The 15138-nt window shown below is 71.1% G+C and carries 15 protein-coding genes and 1 pseudogene; 7 read left to right on the top strand and 9 right to left on the bottom strand.

Annotated elements, in window-relative coordinates; translation table 11 throughout:
• Positions 1–6 precede the first annotated feature (6 nt).
• The 5 genes from ACIRHA_RS06585 to ACIRHA_RS06605 are packed head-to-tail and all read right to left on the bottom strand — an operon-like array spanning position 7 to position 5273.
• A complete protein-coding gene (locus ACIRHA_RS06585; RefSeq protein ID WP_403840613.1) occupies positions 7–651 on the bottom strand; it encodes an ABC transporter permease in 645 nt (214 codons plus the stop codon).
• Complete coding sequence (locus ACIRHA_RS06590; protein ID WP_403840615.1) at positions 651–1370, bottom strand: ABC transporter permease; 720 nt, start codon at positions 1368–1370, stop codon at positions 651–653. The genes ACIRHA_RS06585 and ACIRHA_RS06590 overlap by 1 nt, the downstream gene beginning before the upstream one ends.
• Complete coding sequence (locus ACIRHA_RS06595) at positions 1367–2332, bottom strand: ABC transporter ATP-binding protein (RefSeq protein WP_403840618.1); 966 nt, start codon at positions 2330–2332, stop codon at positions 1367–1369. The genes ACIRHA_RS06590 and ACIRHA_RS06595 overlap by 4 nt, the downstream gene beginning before the upstream one ends.
• 23 nt (positions 2333–2355) lie before the next feature.
• Positions 2356–3252, bottom strand: a complete 897-nt coding sequence (locus tag ACIRHA_RS06600; protein WP_403840620.1) for a glycine betaine ABC transporter substrate-binding protein — start codon at positions 3250–3252, stop codon at positions 2356–2358.
• A 2-nt stretch (positions 3253–3254) separates the two neighbouring features.
• Complete coding sequence (locus tag ACIRHA_RS06605; protein ID WP_403840622.1) at positions 3255–5273, bottom strand: CocE/NonD family hydrolase; 2019 nt, start codon at positions 5271–5273, stop codon at positions 3255–3257.
• 129 nt (positions 5274–5402) lie between these two features.
• Between ACIRHA_RS06605 and ACIRHA_RS06610 the strand changes: the two genes are divergently transcribed.
• Positions 5403–6209 carry an N-formylglutamate amidohydrolase gene (locus ACIRHA_RS06610; protein ID WP_403840625.1) on the top strand — a complete coding sequence of 269 codons (807 nt, stop codon included), beginning with the start codon at positions 5403–5405 and terminating at the stop codon, positions 6207–6209.
• 8 nt (positions 6210–6217) lie between these two features.
• Here the strand turns inward: ACIRHA_RS06610 and ACIRHA_RS06615 are convergent, their stop codons facing one another.
• The 3 genes from ACIRHA_RS06615 to ACIRHA_RS06625 all read right to left on the bottom strand — a co-directional run bounded on the left by ACIRHA_RS06615 (position 6218) and on the right by ACIRHA_RS06625 (position 8872).
• Positions 6218–7375 (bottom strand): alpha-hydroxy-acid oxidizing protein, encoded by a 1158-nt coding sequence (locus tag ACIRHA_RS06615; RefSeq protein ID WP_403840627.1) that lies wholly within the window; start codon positions 7373–7375, stop codon positions 6218–6220.
• A 70-nt stretch (positions 7376–7445) separates the two neighbouring features.
• Positions 7446–8330 (bottom strand): alpha/beta hydrolase fold domain-containing protein, encoded by an 885-nt coding sequence (locus ACIRHA_RS06620; RefSeq protein ID WP_403840630.1) that lies wholly within the window; start codon positions 8328–8330, stop codon positions 7446–7448.
• Positions 8315–8872 carry a quercetin 2,3-dioxygenase gene (locus ACIRHA_RS06625; protein WP_403840633.1) on the bottom strand — a complete coding sequence of 186 codons (558 nt, stop codon included), beginning with the start codon at positions 8870–8872 and terminating at the stop codon, positions 8315–8317. The genes ACIRHA_RS06620 and ACIRHA_RS06625 overlap by 16 nt, the downstream gene beginning before the upstream one ends.
• 114 nt (positions 8873–8986) lie before the next feature.
• Here ACIRHA_RS06625 and ACIRHA_RS06630 point away from each other — a divergent pair, with 114 nt between their 5' ends.
• Complete coding sequence (locus ACIRHA_RS06630) at positions 8987–9433, top strand: MarR family winged helix-turn-helix transcriptional regulator (RefSeq protein ID WP_403840636.1); 447 nt, start codon at positions 8987–8989, stop codon at positions 9431–9433.
• Between the two features lie 41 nt (positions 9434–9474).
• Here ACIRHA_RS06630 and ACIRHA_RS06635 read toward each other — a convergent pair.
• A pseudogene (locus ACIRHA_RS06635) lies at positions 9475–10739 on the bottom strand (phytase).
• A gap of 228 nt (positions 10740–10967) precedes the next feature.
• Between ACIRHA_RS06635 and ACIRHA_RS06640 the strand changes: the two are divergent.
• The 5 genes from ACIRHA_RS06640 to ACIRHA_RS06660 are packed head-to-tail and all read left to right on the top strand — an operon-like array spanning position 10968 to position 15119.
• A complete protein-coding gene (locus ACIRHA_RS06640) occupies positions 10968–11621 on the top strand; it encodes a GntR family transcriptional regulator (RefSeq protein ID WP_403840639.1) in 654 nt (217 codons plus the stop codon).
• Between the two features lie 48 nt (positions 11622–11669).
• The gene (locus tag ACIRHA_RS06645; RefSeq protein ID WP_403840642.1) at positions 11670–12422 is read left to right on the top strand and encodes a PIG-L deacetylase family protein; all 753 of its coding nucleotides are present in this window, start codon (positions 11670–11672) and stop codon (positions 12420–12422) included.
• A complete protein-coding gene (locus tag ACIRHA_RS06650) occupies positions 12422–13126 on the top strand; it encodes a 4-carboxy-4-hydroxy-2-oxoadipate aldolase/oxaloacetate decarboxylase (RefSeq protein WP_403840645.1) in 705 nt (234 codons plus the stop codon). The genes ACIRHA_RS06645 and ACIRHA_RS06650 overlap by 1 nt, the downstream gene beginning before the upstream one ends.
• A complete protein-coding gene (locus ACIRHA_RS06655) occupies positions 13123–14166 on the top strand; it encodes a PrpF domain-containing protein (RefSeq protein WP_403840647.1) in 1044 nt (347 codons plus the stop codon). Before ACIRHA_RS06650 ends, ACIRHA_RS06655 begins: the two co-directional genes overlap by 4 nt.
• On the top strand, positions 14163–15119 hold the full coding sequence (locus ACIRHA_RS06660) for a catechol 2,3-dioxygenase (RefSeq protein ID WP_403840650.1): 957 nt from the start codon (positions 14163–14165) through the stop codon (positions 15117–15119). The genes ACIRHA_RS06655 and ACIRHA_RS06660 overlap by 4 nt, the downstream gene beginning before the upstream one ends.
• Positions 15120–15138 lie beyond the last annotated feature (19 nt).

Consider the following 15138-nt stretch of genomic DNA (forward strand, 5'->3'; position numbering starts at 1 on the left):
GCCGTTCTAGACGCGCGTCCCACGCGGCGCGAGCCGGTTGCCGACGGCCCCGAACAGGCCGTCGGCGACCAGTGCGAGCACCGCCACCCACAGCGCCGCCGCGATGACACCGGACAGTCCGTACGACACCTGGTTGAGGATGATGTCGCCGAGCCCGCCGCCGCCCGCGACGGCGGCGAGGGTCGCGCTGGAGATCACGTACACGACGGCGATCCGGATGCCGGTGAACAACACCGGGAGCGCGAGCGGCAGTTCGACGCGCCACAGGATCTGCCACTGTGTGAGCCCCATGCCGCGCGCGGCCCGCACCAGGTCCGCGTCGACCTGCTCCACACCCAGGTACGCATGGGTGAGCACCGGCGGGATCGCCATGATGACCAGCGCCGTCATGACGTTCACGAAGCCGATGCCGAGCAGCCCCAGGAAGATCGCGATGAGGGCCAGGGAAGGCAGCGCACGGCCGATGTTGGAGATGCTCACGGTCAGGAACGAGCCCTTGCCGCGGTGCCCGAGCCACACACCGAGCGGCACCCCGATCACCAGGGCAACGGCGACGGCCACCGCCGAGAGCAGCAGATGGTCGACCGTACGGTCCAGGAGCAGGCCGAGGTGGTCGGCCATGAACGTGAAACTCGCGAGGAAGGTGTGCATCAGACAGTCCTCCGCGTCCTGGCCCACGGTGTGAGCGCCCGGCCGAGCAGCACGAGCAGTCCGTCGGCGGCGAGCGCGAGCGCCACGGCGAGCAGGCCTGCCCCGATGAACTGTGTGTTGAACGGCGACTGGAGGCCCTGGATGATCGGCGATCCGAGGCCCTGGTCGATGATGAACGCGGCGATCTCGACCACGCTGATCGTGGTCACGGTCGCCACCCGAAGGCCGCTGATCACGGCGGGCAGCGCGAGCGGCAGCTCGATGCGCCACAGGACTTCGCGCCGGGTCAGCCCCATGCCGACACCGGCCCGGCGGACGTCCTCGGGCACCTCGCCGAGCCCGGTGACCGTCGACTTGAACAGCACCATCAGCGTGTACGAGACCAGGGCGATCTCGGCGGTGAGCACGGAAAGGCCCGAGACCGGGACGAGCAGCGTGAACAGTGCCATCGGCGGAATCGTGTAGAGGAAGGAGGTGAGTCCGCCGAGCGGTCTGACCAGCCACTTCCGGAAGTGCGCGAGCAGCGCCAGCGGGAACGCGATCAGGAAACCGATCCCGACCGCGATCACCGTGAGGCGCACATGCTGGACGAGGGCGGGACCGAACACGCTGGAGAAGTTCGCGGTGAACCAGTCGACGCAGAACACACCGTTGTCGCGCACACACGAACTGACCGTGCCGAAGTCGGGGATGACGGGGCCACTGGCCAGCGAGATCACGCCGCCTCCCGTATCAGCTCGACGGTGACAAAGCCGACCGGCTTGCCGGTCTCGTCCGTGACGGGCAGCCGCTCGGCGCCGCCGGCCATCAGCGCCGACAGGGCGGTGCGCAGTGTGTCGCCGGTGCGCAGCGCACCGTCGTCCGAAGCCTTGTCCGCCGGCTCCAGCTTCAGGTCGCCGAGGGTGCGCAGCGTCAGCGCCTTCAGCCCCCGGTCCGTGCCGACGAAGCGGGCCACGTAGTCGTCGGCCGGCTCGCGCAGGATCCGCTCCGGGGTGTCGTACTGGAGCAGCCTGCCGCCCTTGGCGAGGATCGCGATGCGGTCGCCCATGCGGACGGCCTCGTCGATGTCGTGGCTGACGAACAGCGTCGTCTTCTGCACCTGCTCCTGCAGCTTCAGGAACTCGTCCTGCACGTGTTCGCGCGTCACCGGGTCGAGCGCGCCGAACGGCTCGTCCATCAGCATGATGGGCGGATCGGCCGCCAACGCCCTTGCGATGCCGACGCGTTGGCGCTGGCCGCCGGAGAGCTGGGAGGGGTAGCGGTGGGCGTACTCCTTGTGCGGGAGGCCGACCAGTTCGAGCAGCTCGCGCGAACGCTCCGCGATCCGCGGCTTCTTCCAGCCGAGCACCTGCGGCACCGTCGCGACGTTCTCCTCGATCGTCAAGTGCGGGAAGAGACCGGCCTGTTGGATGACGTAGCCGATGCCGCGCCGCAGTTCGATGACGTCCTGCTCGCGGATGCTGCTGCCGCCGATCCGGATGTCCCCGCTCGTCAGCTCGGTGAGCCGGTTGACGAGGGTGAGCGCAGTCGTCTTGCCGCACCCTGAGGCGCCGAGCAGGACACAGATCTCGCCCGCGGGAACCGTCAGGGACAGTGCGTCGACGGCCGCCTCGGCCGTGCCGTCGTACGTCTTGGTGGCCGCGTCGAAGACGATGTCTGCTGCGGCGCCGGCGGTCTGCATCGTGGAATGCTCCTCGGTCACGGTCATATCAACTTGTTCGCTCTCAGGAACCGGTCGGCGACCTTCGCCGGGCTCAGCCGCATCATCGCGGCGGCCTCGTTCAGGGCCTGCATGGCTTCCTCCGTGAGCAGTTCGTCGACGGCGTTCAGCGGTTCGGTGAGCCGCTCGCCGTACCTTTCGACGAGAGACGTCCGCACGACGGGGGAGACGTTCTGGAACCCGAAGATGGCCTGGTCGTCGTCGAGGATGGTGAAGTCGTAGCGGCGCAGCTGCGGGTCGGTGGTGAACACGTCGGCCGCGTCCACGTCCCCGTTCTTCAGCGCCGGGTACTGGAGGCCGATGTTGAGCGGCCGCACCTTCATGTCGTGCAGCCCGTACGCCTTGACGATGGCGTCGAAGCCGAGCGGGCCCGTGATGTTGTCGGGGTACTCGGCGTACGAGATCTTCCCCAGGCGTTTGAGGTCGCCGACCGTCTTCAGCCCGTGCTTGCGGGCGTCGGTGGTGCGCACGGCGACGGCGTTGCGGTTCTGGAACGGGGTCGGCGGCAGCAGCGAAATCCCGCGCCCCGCCTCGAACTTCTTCGCGGCCACGTAGGTGTCACGCGCCGTCGTCGGCATGTGCTTGGGCATCGCGAACGTCTGAAGGATGACGCCCGTGTACTCCGGATAGAGATCGATCTGCCCGTTGCGCAGCGCGCGGTCGATGAGGTCGGCGCTGCCCACGTTGGACTTGAGGACGACGTCGAAACCGCGCTTGCGGAGGATCTGGGCGTACAGCTCTCCCATCACCCACGACTCGGTGAACTGCTTGGAGCCGACCGTGATCACGGGCCCCGTGCCGGCGGCGGACCCGGTGGCCGTGGCCACCCCTGCGGCCGCGACGACACCGAGCGAACCGGTCAGGAACGTGCGTCTGCGCATGCTCAGACTCCCTGCCGGGGAATCACGGCGTCCGTGGTGCGATGGAAGACGCGGGTGTCCCCCTCGTAGGCGGTGAGGGTGTTGACGACGGTGAACGAGGTGCTGTCGGAGGTCATCCGGCTGTGTGTGACGACCTTCCAGTGCCAGTCGTCGCCGCGCCCGCCCTCCTCGGTGCGCTCGCACTCCACGACGGCGGAGGACGGGTCGCCCTCGGTGAGCGAGAAGCGGTCGACGGCGTCGCCGCGCTTCCACAGGCCGTCGGTGAGGTCCTTGAACTCCCCGTCGTCGACGACGAGTTCGACGACCGTGCGGCCGGAGACCGGGTCGTGCTCGATCCGCCGCGACGAGCCGTCGCCCGACGTGGAGAGCTCGACCGGCAGGTCGGGCTGCGGCTTCCCGTAGGCGCGCAGCTCGTCGTCCGCGTCCGTCGGCGGCCGTACGGGCAGGTGGAGTGCGGCGGAGGGGGAGGCGTGCAGGGTGACCGTGACCGGCTCGGGGGACGGCCAGGCCAGCGGAAAGTACGAGGACGAGACCGCGATCCGGATGCGGTGTCCGGGCGCGAAGGCGTGCGCGGTCCCCACCAGCGGCACGGTCACGTCGTAGGGCCGACCGGGCTCCAGCGGCAGTGTCTCCGCGTGGCCCTCGCGGTGCGTGAGGTTGAGCAGGCCGCGGGTGACGAGCCGTGAACTGCCGTCCGGGGCAACGTCGTTGAGGCGCACCGCGAGCTGCGCGGCCGGCCTGTCGGCACTCACCCGCAGCGTCACGGACGGCGCGCCGAGGATCTCGGCGCGCTCGTCGAGCGGCGTCGTGGTGAAGCAGTGCGCGAGCCCGTCGTCCCCGCCCTGCGGGCCGAACTGCCCGGCCGCGTCGCCGAACTGGAGCCAGCTGCCGCCCGCCGTGCCGAGCACGCGCGTGCTGTCGAGGTGTGCGTCGCGAAAGCGCAGCGGGTCGTGCCCGACGGCCTCGCCCGCCGACTCGCCTGCCAGGGCGAACTCCTGCCGCTCGATCCGCTCCGAGGGCCACCGCCGCTCGGCCACCCATCGGCCGGACCGCTGCTCCCTGTCGCCGCCGGGCGCCGCCCATTCGGGCAGCCACGCGCGCAGCGCCGGATCGTCCAGGGCCCCGGTGTCCTCGCCGCGCAGGAACTGGTCGAACCAGCGCACCACTTCACCGTGGAAGTCGATCGCGGGCCCGGGAGCCGCCTGGTGCGGGTACGTGTGCGCCCACGGCCCGACAAGCGCCCGCACGGGAGCGTTGCCGACACCCTCAAGGAGCCGAAGCACGGCGCCGCAGTACGGGTCGTACCAGCCGCCCACCGCGAGTACCGCCGCCTCGATCGCGCCGAAGTCCTCGCACACCGAGCCGTGCTTCCAGAAGGCGTCGCGGGTCTGGTGCCGCAGCCACTCCTCGACGTACACCGGGGTGTCCGCCATCCGCTCGAGCCACCGCTCGCGCCAGTCGTCGCCGACCACGGCCGGGTCGGCGGGCCGCGCGTTGTAGGCGAGCATCGTCGAGGCCCACGGCAGCATCTCCGAGGCGATCAGTGAACCGCCCGTGTAGTGCACGTCGTCGGCGTACCGGTCGTCCGTCGAGCAGACCGTCACGATCGCCTTCAGGGCCGGTGGGCGCAGGGCCGCGATCTGGAGGCCGTTGAAGCCGCCCCACGACTTGCCGATCATGCCGACGGTGCCGTCGCACCACTCCTGCTCGGCGAGCCATGCGATGACCTCGACGCCGTCGTCCAGCTCCTGCTGCGCGTACTCGTCGAGCATCAGACCGTCGGAGTCGCCGCTGCCGCGCAGGTCGACGCGGACGGCGGCGTAGCCGGACGCGGCGAAGCGTGCGTGCAGGCTGTTGTCGCGGTCGGCCGTCCCGTCGTTCTTGCGGTACGGGATGTACTCGAGGATCGCGGGCGCCGGGCGTGCGGTGCCTTCCGGGAGCCAGACGCGGGCGGCGAGGCGCGTGCCGTCGGCGAGCGGAATCCACAGGTGACGCACGAGTTCTGAAGGTGCTTCGGGCAAGGTGAGGTACTCCTGTCGCGCTCCAGCTACTCACTGTCCATTCAGTAGTAGCGATCGGGCTCCCTACCCCGCGCCCACACCTCGAAACCACCTGTCCCAGAGCGTGGACGGGGTGGGAGAGTGGAAGTCATGGAAACGTACCGGCTGCACCCCGGCGACCCGTCCTCCCCGGTGCTCCTGCACGTACCGCACGCCTCCCGCGAGATCCCGGCGCGCGTACGCGAGGGCCTGCTGTTTCAAGGAGAGGCCCTGGAACGGGAACTGGACCTCATCACCGACGCGCACACCGACGTCGTCGCGGAACGCGCCGCGCGGGCGGCGTGCGTCACACCCTGGCGGTTCGTCAACGAACGCTCGCGCCTGGTCGTCGACCCGGAGCGGTTCCCCGACGCACGCGAGGAGATGCGGGCCGTCGGCATGGGCGCGGTCTACACACGCACCACACACCGCCAGCCCCTGCGCCCCGAACCCCCGGCGGACGAGCACGCCTTGCTGGACACGTACTTCCACCCGTACGCGCAGGCCATGACACGGGCCGTGGCCGACCGGCTGGCCGCGACCGGCCGGGCGGTCGTCATCGACGTCCACTCCTACCCGAGCCACGCCCTGCCCTACGAACTGCACGGAACGGACCGGCGCCCACCGGTCTGCCTGGGCACCGACCCGTTCCACACTCCGGACACCCTCCTCGCCGCGGCCCGCGAGGCCTTCGCGGCGTACGGGGACACGGCGGAGAACACCCCCTTCGCGGGCGCGTACGTCCCGTTGGCGCACTACGGCAGGGAGCCGCGCGTGAGCGCCCTCATGCTGGAACTGCGCCGCGACGGCTACCTCGACGAACCGGTCACCCCGCACGACGGACTGGCGAAGGCCGCGAGTGCGCTCGCGAACCTGGTCGACGCGGTGTCCCGCGACGGCGGGCCCGGCCCGGCGTGACCGGTGGCTCAGCCCAGCGTGACCAGTGACTCCGGCGTGAGATCCGCGAGCGTCGGATAGCCGTCCACCGCCATGATCAGGTCGGCCTCGGCGAGCAGCGAGCGCAGCACATGGACGAGACCGTCCTCGCCGCCGACCGCGAGTCCGTACGCGTACGGGCGGCCGACGCCCACCGCCGTCGCACCGAGCGCCAGAGCCTTGATGACATCGGCGCCCGAGCGGACCCCGGAGTCGAAGAGCACCGGCATGCCGTCCGCCGCCTCGACGACGCCGGGCAGCGCGGCGAGTGCGGGAAGCCCGCCGTTGGCCTGGCGGCCGCCGTGGTTGGAGCAGTAGATGCCGTCCACGCCGCCGTCCCTGGCGCGGCGCACGTCCTCGGGGTGGCAGATGCCCTTGAGGATCAGCGGCAGATCGGTGAGCGAGCGCAGCCACGGCAGGTCGTCCCAGGTGAGCGGGTTGCCGAAGAGGCCGACCCAGGAACGGACGAGGTCCGTGGGGTCGGTGCTCGCGGCGATCTCCTGGAAGCGCGGGTCCGACATGTAGTTGGCGAGGCAGTGGCCGCGCAGCTGCGGGAAGTTGGACGTCGACAGGTCGCGCGGGCGCCAGCCGGTGACCCACGTGTCGAGCGTGACCACGATGCCCTTGTAGCCGGCCGCCTCCGCCCGCTTGACGAGACTCTCGGCGAGCGCCCGGTCGGTGGGTGTGTAGAGCTGGAAGAAGCCCGGTGTCTCGCCGAACTCCGCCGCGACGTCCTCCATCGGGTCGACCGTCAGCGTCGATGCCACCATGGGAACGCCGGTGCGCGCCGCGGCCCGCGCCGTCGCCAGGTCCCCGTGTCCGTCCTGCGCGCACAGCCCGATCACGCCGACCGGCGCCATGAACAGCGGCGAGGCGAGCCGCGTCCCGAACAGGTCCACGGACATGTCGCGCTGCGTGGCGCCCACCATCATCCGGGGCACGAGTCCGTACCGCTCGAAGGCCCGCACATTGGCGCGCTGCGTGTGCTCGTCGCCCGCGCCCCCGGCCACGTAGGACCAGACGGAGGGGGAGAGGGCGGCCTGCGCCCGCTGTTCGAGGGTGGCGTAGTCCATCGGCTGCGTGGGTGTGACGCCGCGCAGGCCGTCGAGGTAGATCTCGAATTGGTAGTCACCGAACTGCGGGCTCATCACGCACCTCTTCGCCAGGGAGCAGGGGCACACCAATCTGCCAGGTCAAGGGTGCGGGGCAAAGGGGTGGTCAGGTCCGCCGCCGTACGAAGTCCAGGGAGGCGGTGAAGATCCGCCGGACCTCGGCCTCGTCCGCGCCGTGCCAGCCGTGGTCGGCCCCCGGCACCGTCCACAGCTCGACCGGCGCTCCGGCCGCCCGCAGCGCGTCCGCCAGATCGCGGCCGTGCGAGCACGACACCATCGAGTCGGCCCAGCCGTGGACGACGAGGAACGGTGGTGCGTCCGCGTGCACCCGCTTCAACGGGCTTGCGGCGTCCGCCAGTTCCGGAACGGATGCGGGTGCGGCGCCAAGGAGCAGCGCCTCGGGAGTGGCCGGGTTCTCCGGGTCGAACGGCTCGCGCCGCGTTGTCAGGTCCGCAGGGCCGTACCAGATCACGGCCCCCGCGAGCCGCGGCTCGTCGTGCGTGAGCGCGAGCAGCGAGGCCAGGTGGCCGCCCGCCGACTCGCCCCAGACGACGGCGCGCTCGGGGTCGATGCCCAACTCTCCCGCGCGCAGGCCCAGCCAGCGAAGCGCCGACCGCAGATCGTCCAGCGGCGCCGGGAACGTCGCCTCGCCGCTGAGCCGGTAGTCCACGCAGGCCACCGCGAGTCCCGCCGCCGCGAGCTGCTCGAACGGTCCGGGGGCCCACTCCCGCGTACGCACACCCATGTCGTCACGCCGGCCGCGCCGCCACGCCCCGCCGTGCACGAACAGCACCAGCGGGGCCGGGCCCGCAGAGGCGGGCAGCCACACGTCGAGTTCCAGCGGGCGGGCGCCCTCCACGTCCGCGTACGGGACGCCGCGCAGCGCGCGCACGCCGCCCGCGCACTCGGTCGCCCGGGGCAGCGGCGCGACATCCGGGTGCGGCGCGGCGATCAACTTCCGCAGCTCGCCCGGCGTCACGAGGTCCGCCACTGGTGGTCGGGCAGGAAGCGCACGTCGTACTCCTGCGGCACGGTGCCGAACTTGTGCGGCTCGGGGACGAACGGCTGGGCCGGCAGGCCCATGCCCTCCGCCGGTGTGCCCAGCGTCTCGAAGAACCGCTCGAAAGTTCCGCCGGGACCCGCGGCGACGCCGACGACCTGGGAGTGGTGGCGCTCCATGCGATAGGCGTGCGCGCAGTTCTTCGGCACGAAGCCGAAGTCGCCCGGCGTGAGCAGCCGCTCCAGCTGCTCGCCCTCGGGGTCCTCGGCGAAGAGCCGGACCGCGCCCTGCGTCACGTAGAACACCTCGTGGGTGTCCGCGTGCACATGGGCCGGGATGATGTCGCCCTTCGGGCCCTCGACGGTGAAGAAGTTGAAGGTGTTGTCGGTCTGCTCGCCGCCCGCGTAGACGGTGACGAGATCGCCGAAGAGGTGGGCCCGGTCGCCCTCGCCCTTCTCGATCACGTACGGCTTCGAAGGGTCGGCCGGTATGCGGGAGGCGCTGCGATAGCGCGTCGCGAATTCCATGGTCATGATGTCGTCCTCGCTCGTGTCAGGGTGCCTGACGATCCATGTCAGGTAGCCTGACACGCGAGGCGGTCCACGGGCAAGAGGCCGTGACGAGGTCCACCCGGAAGGACGGAAGGCATGACGAGCGAGCCCCGACGTGATCTGCCGCAGCTGCTGGGCGAGGCCAGGCGCTGGTTCGAGGACGGGCTGCTCGCGACCCTCCGGGCGCAGGGGGAGGCGCCGATAACGCCCACCCAGATGCAGCTCTTCGCGATGCTCGACGCGGACGGCACCACCGTCGCCGAGCTGGCCCGCCGCATGGGCGTGACCCGGCAGACCGTCCATCAGGCGGTGTGGGCGCTGATCGAGGACGGGTTCCTGGAGCAGGTGCCGGACCCCGCCTCGGCCCGTCAGCGTCTGGTGCGGCGCACGGTCCGCGGGCGGCGCGCGCACGAGCGGGCGCGCCGCGCCCTCGACGGTCTTGAGGCGAGACTGGGCGAGCGCATCGGTGAGGAGGCGCTCGGTGCGCTGCGTGCGGCGCTGGAGGCGCCGTGGGGCGGGCCGTTCGACCAGGGCCCTTCTTGAGAGGCGCTTCTTGAAAGGACCCTGACGGCCCGCCGGGGCCGTCAGTCGTCGACGGCGTCCGTGACCGCGCCGAGGTCCACGAACTTGAAGTTGGTGGACGGGCGGTCCGGATCGCCCGGCGCGTCGTGGCCGTCCTGCACGACCAGGAGGCCGTTCGGGAAGCGCCGGCCCAGCGGCTCGTTCAGCGCGGCGGCGCCATCGCACTCCTCGGAGCCGTCGAGCCCGGGCGAGGCAGGTGTGACGCGGAAGCCGCCCTCGTACTCGTTGGCGTCGGACACCTCGCGGTCGTAGGCGGCGAAGGTGTTGTCGCCCTGGTGGAGGCGAGCAGCAGGCCGTCGCCGTCCTCCTCGTCGACCAGGGTCAGGCCCTCGACGTCCGCGGTGATGCGCTTGCCGCCGAAGCCCGGGTCGGCGCCCGCGACACACTCCTCGCTCGCCTCGTCGTAGGTGCCGGGAACCCCGTACTCCTTCACCTTGTCGATCAGCTTCGGCGTGCCGCCGAGGTCGGCGCGCAGCCGCCAGATGCCGACGTCCTCCTGGCCGGCGTAGAGCGTGCCGGTCGCCGGGTCCACCACCATGCCCTCGACCTGCGGCAGTTCGCCGGGCTCGCCGCACGGTGACCACGAGGCGCCGTTCGGGAGGCGGAAAGCGGAGGGCAGGTCGAGGGTGCGGACCTTGGTGTAGCCGACCGTGCCGTCGGCGTTGGCCTTGAGTTCAAGGAGCGCGAGGCGGGTGCGTTCGCGCCGGCTGACCAGCGCGTACGAGCGGCCGCTCGTACGGTCCGTCCAGGTGGCCAGGCCGTACGCCGTGCGCTGCTCGTTGATCTCGTCCTGGGAGCCGGAGAAGACCGGGGCCGCCTTCGGGTCGGTGACGTCGGTGAGCGGGCCGCCGGACCGGTCGCGGTCGATGCGGTACAGACGCAGGCGGTCGTTGCCCCGGTCCGAGGTCACGGCCAGGTCGCCGAGGCCGGAGCTGTGGACCAGGTCGACGTTGTTGAAGCGGCCCGGCGTGTCGTCGGCGCCGGGTCCCGCGGGGGCCGGGAGCGACTGCACCTCGCGCGCGTCGAGGTCGTAGACACGCAGGCCACCCTGTTTGGCGGTGGCGACGACGAGGCTCCGGTCGGGGTCCGCGGGGTTGCGCCAGATCGCCGGGTCGTCGGCGTCCGCGTCGCCGCCCGCCGCGTCGTCGTGCAGGGCGGCTGTCTCGGCGCGCGGGGCTACGGCGGGCAGCGCCCGGGAAGCGGCCTGCGCCGGGCCCGTCGTAGTCACGGCGAGCGTGGCGGCGGTGGCGAGGACCAGCAGGGACATCCGTGGAGTGATCACGTGAAAGCTCCTTCATGTCGCGTACATGGCGGAAGCATCCTGTGATCTTGGCGTGAGGGGGAAGGGGGCAGCACCCCAAGAGGGCGCGTACGCGGGGTGAACGCGCGGTGCGGACCCGCCCTCCTGTGAGCTGCGTATGAGTTGCGAACAAAATCGTTGACAATTCTGTTCGCCTAGATTTAGCGTCGACACGCACTCACTCAGGGAGGGCACATGCCGGAGGAAGCCCGTCCGGGCTCCGGAGAGCAGGCCAAGCAGTACGCGCTCGATCAACTGCGGACGGCGATCCTGCGCGGCGAGATGTCACCGGCCCAGCGGCTGGTGGAGAACGAACTCGCCGAGCAGTACGGCGTGACGCGGGCGAGCATCCGTGCCGCGCTGCTCGAGCTGGCCGCGGAGGGCCTGGTCGAGCGGATCCGCAATCGCGGCTCGCGGGTGCGGGTCGTCACGGTCGAGGAGGCCGTGGAGATCACCGAGTGCCGGATGGCACTCGAAGGGCTGTGCGCGGCCAAGGCGGCGAAGGAGGCCACCGACGCGCAGCTCGACGAGCTCACCGCGCTCGGCGACGCCATGTCCAAGGCGGTCGGAGACGGTGACCCGCTCACCTACTCCGACCTCAACCACGAGCTGCACGCCCGCATCCGGGAGATCTCCGGCCAGCGGACGGCCGTGACCCTCCTGGAGCGGCTCAACGCCCAACTGGTGCGTCACCGCTTCCAGTTGGCGCTGCGTCCGGGGCGTTCGCAGCAGTCCCTGGGCGAGCATCTGGCGATGATCGAGGCGATCCGCGCCAGGGAACCGCAGGCGGCCGAGACGGCCGTCCGCGCCCACCTCCGCAGTGTGATCGACGTGTTGCGCGCCGACTGACGCTGCACCGGGGGACGGGCGCACACCTGTCACCAAGGAGATGCAGCAATGAGCAACGGCCACGAGCCTGCTACCCCGCCACGATCGACCCTGGTCGTCACCGCGCACGCCGGGGACTTCGTGTGGCGGGCCGGCGGTGCCATCGCGCTCGCCGCCGCCCGCGGCGAGAAGGTGAGCATCGCGTGCCTGACGTTCGGGGAGCGCGGCGAGTCCGCCAAGGCCTGGCGGGAGGGCAAGAAGCTCGACGAGATCAAGGCGCTGCGCCGCGACGAGGCGGAGCGGGCCGCCGCCGCGCTCGGCGCCGACGTGCACTTCTTCGACGCCGGTGACTACCCCCTCGTCGAGAGCGCCGAGCTGACCGACCGGCTGGTCACCGTCTACCGCGACACCCAGCCCGACGTCGTCCTCACACACCCCGTCGATGACCCGTACAACGGCGACCACCCGGCCGCCAACCGCATGGCGCTGCAGGCCCGTGTCCTCGCGCAGGCCATCGGCTACCCCGGCGAGGGCGAGGTCATCGGCGCCCCGCCCGTCTTCTACTTCGAGCCGCACCAGCCCGAGATGAGCGGATTCAAGCCTGAGGTCCTCCTCGACATCACCGAGGTGTGGGACACCAAGCGCAGGGCCATGGAGTGCCTGGGCGCCCAGCAGCACCTGTGGGAGTACTACACCGACCTGGCCGTACGCCGGGGTGTTCAGCTCAAGCGCAACGCCGGGCCCAACCTGGGCCTGGCCCACACGACCATGGCCGAGGCGTACATGCGCCCGTACCCGCAGATCGCGAAGGAGCTCGCCTGATGCCCGGCGTCATCGTCACCAACCCGCCCAGGGCCGAGGCCAAGGACGTCGAGGCGCTCGCCGGATACGGAGTCGCCACCGTCCACGAGGCGATGGGCCGCACCGGCCTCCTCGGCCACCATCTGCGCCCCAACCAGCAGGACACCCGCATCGCGGGGACCGCGGTGACCGTGCTGTCGTGGCCCGGCGACAACCTCATGATCCATGCGGCCGTGGAGCAGTGCGGCGAGGGCGACATCCTCGTCGTCACCACCACCTCGCCGTCCACCGACGGCATGTTCGGCGAACTGTTCGCGACCGCACTGCAAAAGCGCGGTGTGCGCGGCATCGTCACCAACGCCGGTATCCGGGACACCTCCGAGCTGCGCGACATGGGCTTCCACGCCTGGTCGGCGGCCGTGTCCGCGCAGGGCACCGTGAAGGCGACCGGCGGCAGCGTCAACGTACCGGTCGTCATCGGGAGCGAGACGATCCGTCCCGGTGATGTCATCGTCGCCGACGACGACGGTGTGGTGGTCGTGCCGCGCGAGCTCGCCCGCGAGGCCGCCGGGAAGTCGCAGGCCCGCGAGGAGAAGGAGGCCGCCACCCGCGCCGCCTTCCTGGAGGGGCAACTGGGCCTGGACCGCTACGGGTTGCGCGACACCCTCAAGCGGCTCGGCGTGGAGTACCGCACGTACGAGGAGCACACCGGAGCCGGGTCGTGACCGGGCCCGAGGAACCGCGCTGCATGGTGATGCGCGGTGGTACCTCCAAAGGTGCCTACTTCCTCGCCGAGGACCTGCCCGCCGAACCGGCCGCCCGCGACGACCTGCTGCTGCGGGTGATGGGCAGCCCCGACCCCCGCCAGATCGACGGCATCGGCGGCGCCCACCCGCTCACCAGCAAGGTGGCCGTGGTGTCCCCTTCGCAGGACCCGGGCGCCGACGTCGACTACCTGTTTCTCCAAGTGGGCGTCGGAGAACCAGTGGTGTCGGACCGTCAGAACTGCGGCAACATCCTCGCCGGCATCGGCCCGTTCGCGGTCGAGCGGGGCCTGGTGCCGGCGGGGGAGGCGGAGGCCTCGGTCCGTATCCGCATGGTGAACTCCGGTGACCGGGCGACCGCCACGTTCTCGGGAAGGCCTGCGGCCGGGGTCGACGTCGTCATCGAATTCCCGCCGGGGGAGGGGCGGTTGCTGCCCACCGGACACCTCCGGGACACCGTCGCAGGCGTCGAGGTGACGTGCGTCGACAACGGCATGCCGACTGTGCTCGTCCCCGCCGATTCCCTCAAGGTCACCGGATACGAGGAGCCGGAGGAGTTGGAGACGGATGCCGAACTGGCGTCGCGGGTGCGTGACATCCGGCTCGCGGCAGGGGAGTTGATGGGCCTCGGTGACGTGTCCGACACCACCGTCCCCAAAGTGACCCTGCTCGCCCCACCCCGCCACGGCGGCGCCGTCACCACCCGCACCTTCATCCCGGTGCGCTGCCACACCGCCATCGGGGTGCTCGGCGCCGCGAGCGTCGCGGCAGGGCTGCGTATCGAGGGCAGCGTGGCGGACGGCATCGCCCAACCGCCCACGGACGGCGACCGGTTGCGCATCGAGCACCCCACCGGCTCCACCGACATCGAAAGCAGCCTCACCACCGGCCCGGGCGGTGTTCCCGCGGCCCGCAGGACCGCCGTCGTCCGCACGGCCCGCAAACTCTTCGACGGCACGGTCTTCCCGCGCCCCGCACGCACGTCAGGAGAATCCCGATGACCCCGCCCCTCGGCGACATCGCGCACATCGGCCACGCCCAGCTGTTCACCCCGGACCTGGACGCCAGCGTCGCCTTCTTCTCGGAATTCCTCGGCCTGACCGTCTGCGGCCAGGACGGCGACGACACCGTCTACCTGCGCACCTTCGACGACTACGAGCACCACAGCCTCGTCCTCACCGCCCGCGACCAGCCGGGCCTCGGCCGGATCGCGCTGCGCACCTCCAGCGAGGAAGCGCTGCAACGCCGCGTCAAGGCGGTCGAGGAGTCCGGCGGCACCGGCCACTGGACCGAGGACGAGCCCGGCATCGGCAAGCTGTTCGTCACCACCGACCCGGACGGCCACGAACTCGCCCTCTACTGGGACAGCGAGCACTACCGGGCGCCCGACGAGCTCAAGCCGGCCCTGAAGAACCAGCCGCAGGCCAAGCCCAACCGCGGCGTCGGCGTCCGCCGCCTCGACCACGTGAACTTCCTGGCCTCGGACGTCGCCCTCAACGCCGACTTCCAGTCCGACGTCCTCGGCGCGCGCCCCACCGAGCAGATCCGGCTCGACACCGGCCGCATCGCGGGCAAATGGCTGACCTTCACCAACAAGTCGTACGACGTCGTCTACACCGAGGACTGGACCGGCGCCAACGGCCGCCTGCACCACATCGCCTTCGCGACCGACAACCGCGAGGACATCCTGCGCGCCGCCGATCTCGCCATCGACACCGGCGTGTTCATCGAGACCGGCCCGCACAAGCACGCCATCCAGCAGACCTTCTTCCTCTACGTCTACGAGCCCGGCGGCAACCGCATCGAGCTGTGCAACCCGCTCACCCGTCTCGTGCTCGCGCCGGACTGGCCGCTGATCACGTGGACCGAGGAAGAGCGCAAGAAGGGCCAGGCCTGGGGCCTGAAGACCATCGAGTCCTTCCACACCCATGGGACTCCGCCGATCCAGCCCTGACCCGCACGTCCCCGTAAAT

The sequence above is a fragment of the Streptomyces sp. NPDC102360 genome, assembly GCF_044766085.1.
Taxonomy (GTDB): domain Bacteria; phylum Actinomycetota; class Actinomycetes; order Streptomycetales; family Streptomycetaceae; genus Streptomyces.

Coding starts and splice junctions, on each gene's coding strand:
- ACIRHA_RS06585 (WP_403840613.1), bottom strand. CDS start 651: ATGCACACCTTCCTCGCGAGTTTCACGTTCATGGCCGACCACCTCGGC.
- ACIRHA_RS06595 (WP_403840618.1), bottom strand. CDS start 2,332: ATGCAGACCGCCGGCGCCGCAGCAGACATCGTCTTCGACGCGGCCACC.
- ACIRHA_RS06600 (WP_403840620.1), bottom strand. CDS start 3,252: ATGCGCAGACGCACGTTCCTGACCGGTTCGCTCGGTGTCGTCGCGGCC.
- ACIRHA_RS06610 (WP_403840625.1), top strand. CDS start 5,403: ATGGAAACGTACCGGCTGCACCCCGGCGACCCGTCCTCCCCGGTGCTC.
- ACIRHA_RS06615 (WP_403840627.1), bottom strand. CDS start 7,375: ATGAGCCCGCAGTTCGGTGACTACCAATTCGAGATCTACCTCGACGGC.
- ACIRHA_RS06625 (WP_403840633.1), bottom strand. CDS start 8,872: ATGACCATGGAATTCGCGACGCGCTATCGCAGCGCCTCCCGCATACCG.
- ACIRHA_RS06630 (WP_403840636.1), top strand. CDS start 8,987: ATGACGAGCGAGCCCCGACGTGATCTGCCGCAGCTGCTGGGCGAGGCC.
- ACIRHA_RS06640 (WP_403840639.1), top strand. CDS start 10,968: ATGCCGGAGGAAGCCCGTCCGGGCTCCGGAGAGCAGGCCAAGCAGTAC.
- ACIRHA_RS06645 (WP_403840642.1), top strand. CDS start 11,670: ATGAGCAACGGCCACGAGCCTGCTACCCCGCCACGATCGACCCTGGTC.
- ACIRHA_RS06650 (WP_403840645.1), top strand. CDS start 12,422: ATGCCCGGCGTCATCGTCACCAACCCGCCCAGGGCCGAGGCCAAGGAC.
- ACIRHA_RS06660 (WP_403840650.1), top strand. CDS start 14,163: ATGACCCCGCCCCTCGGCGACATCGCGCACATCGGCCACGCCCAGCTG.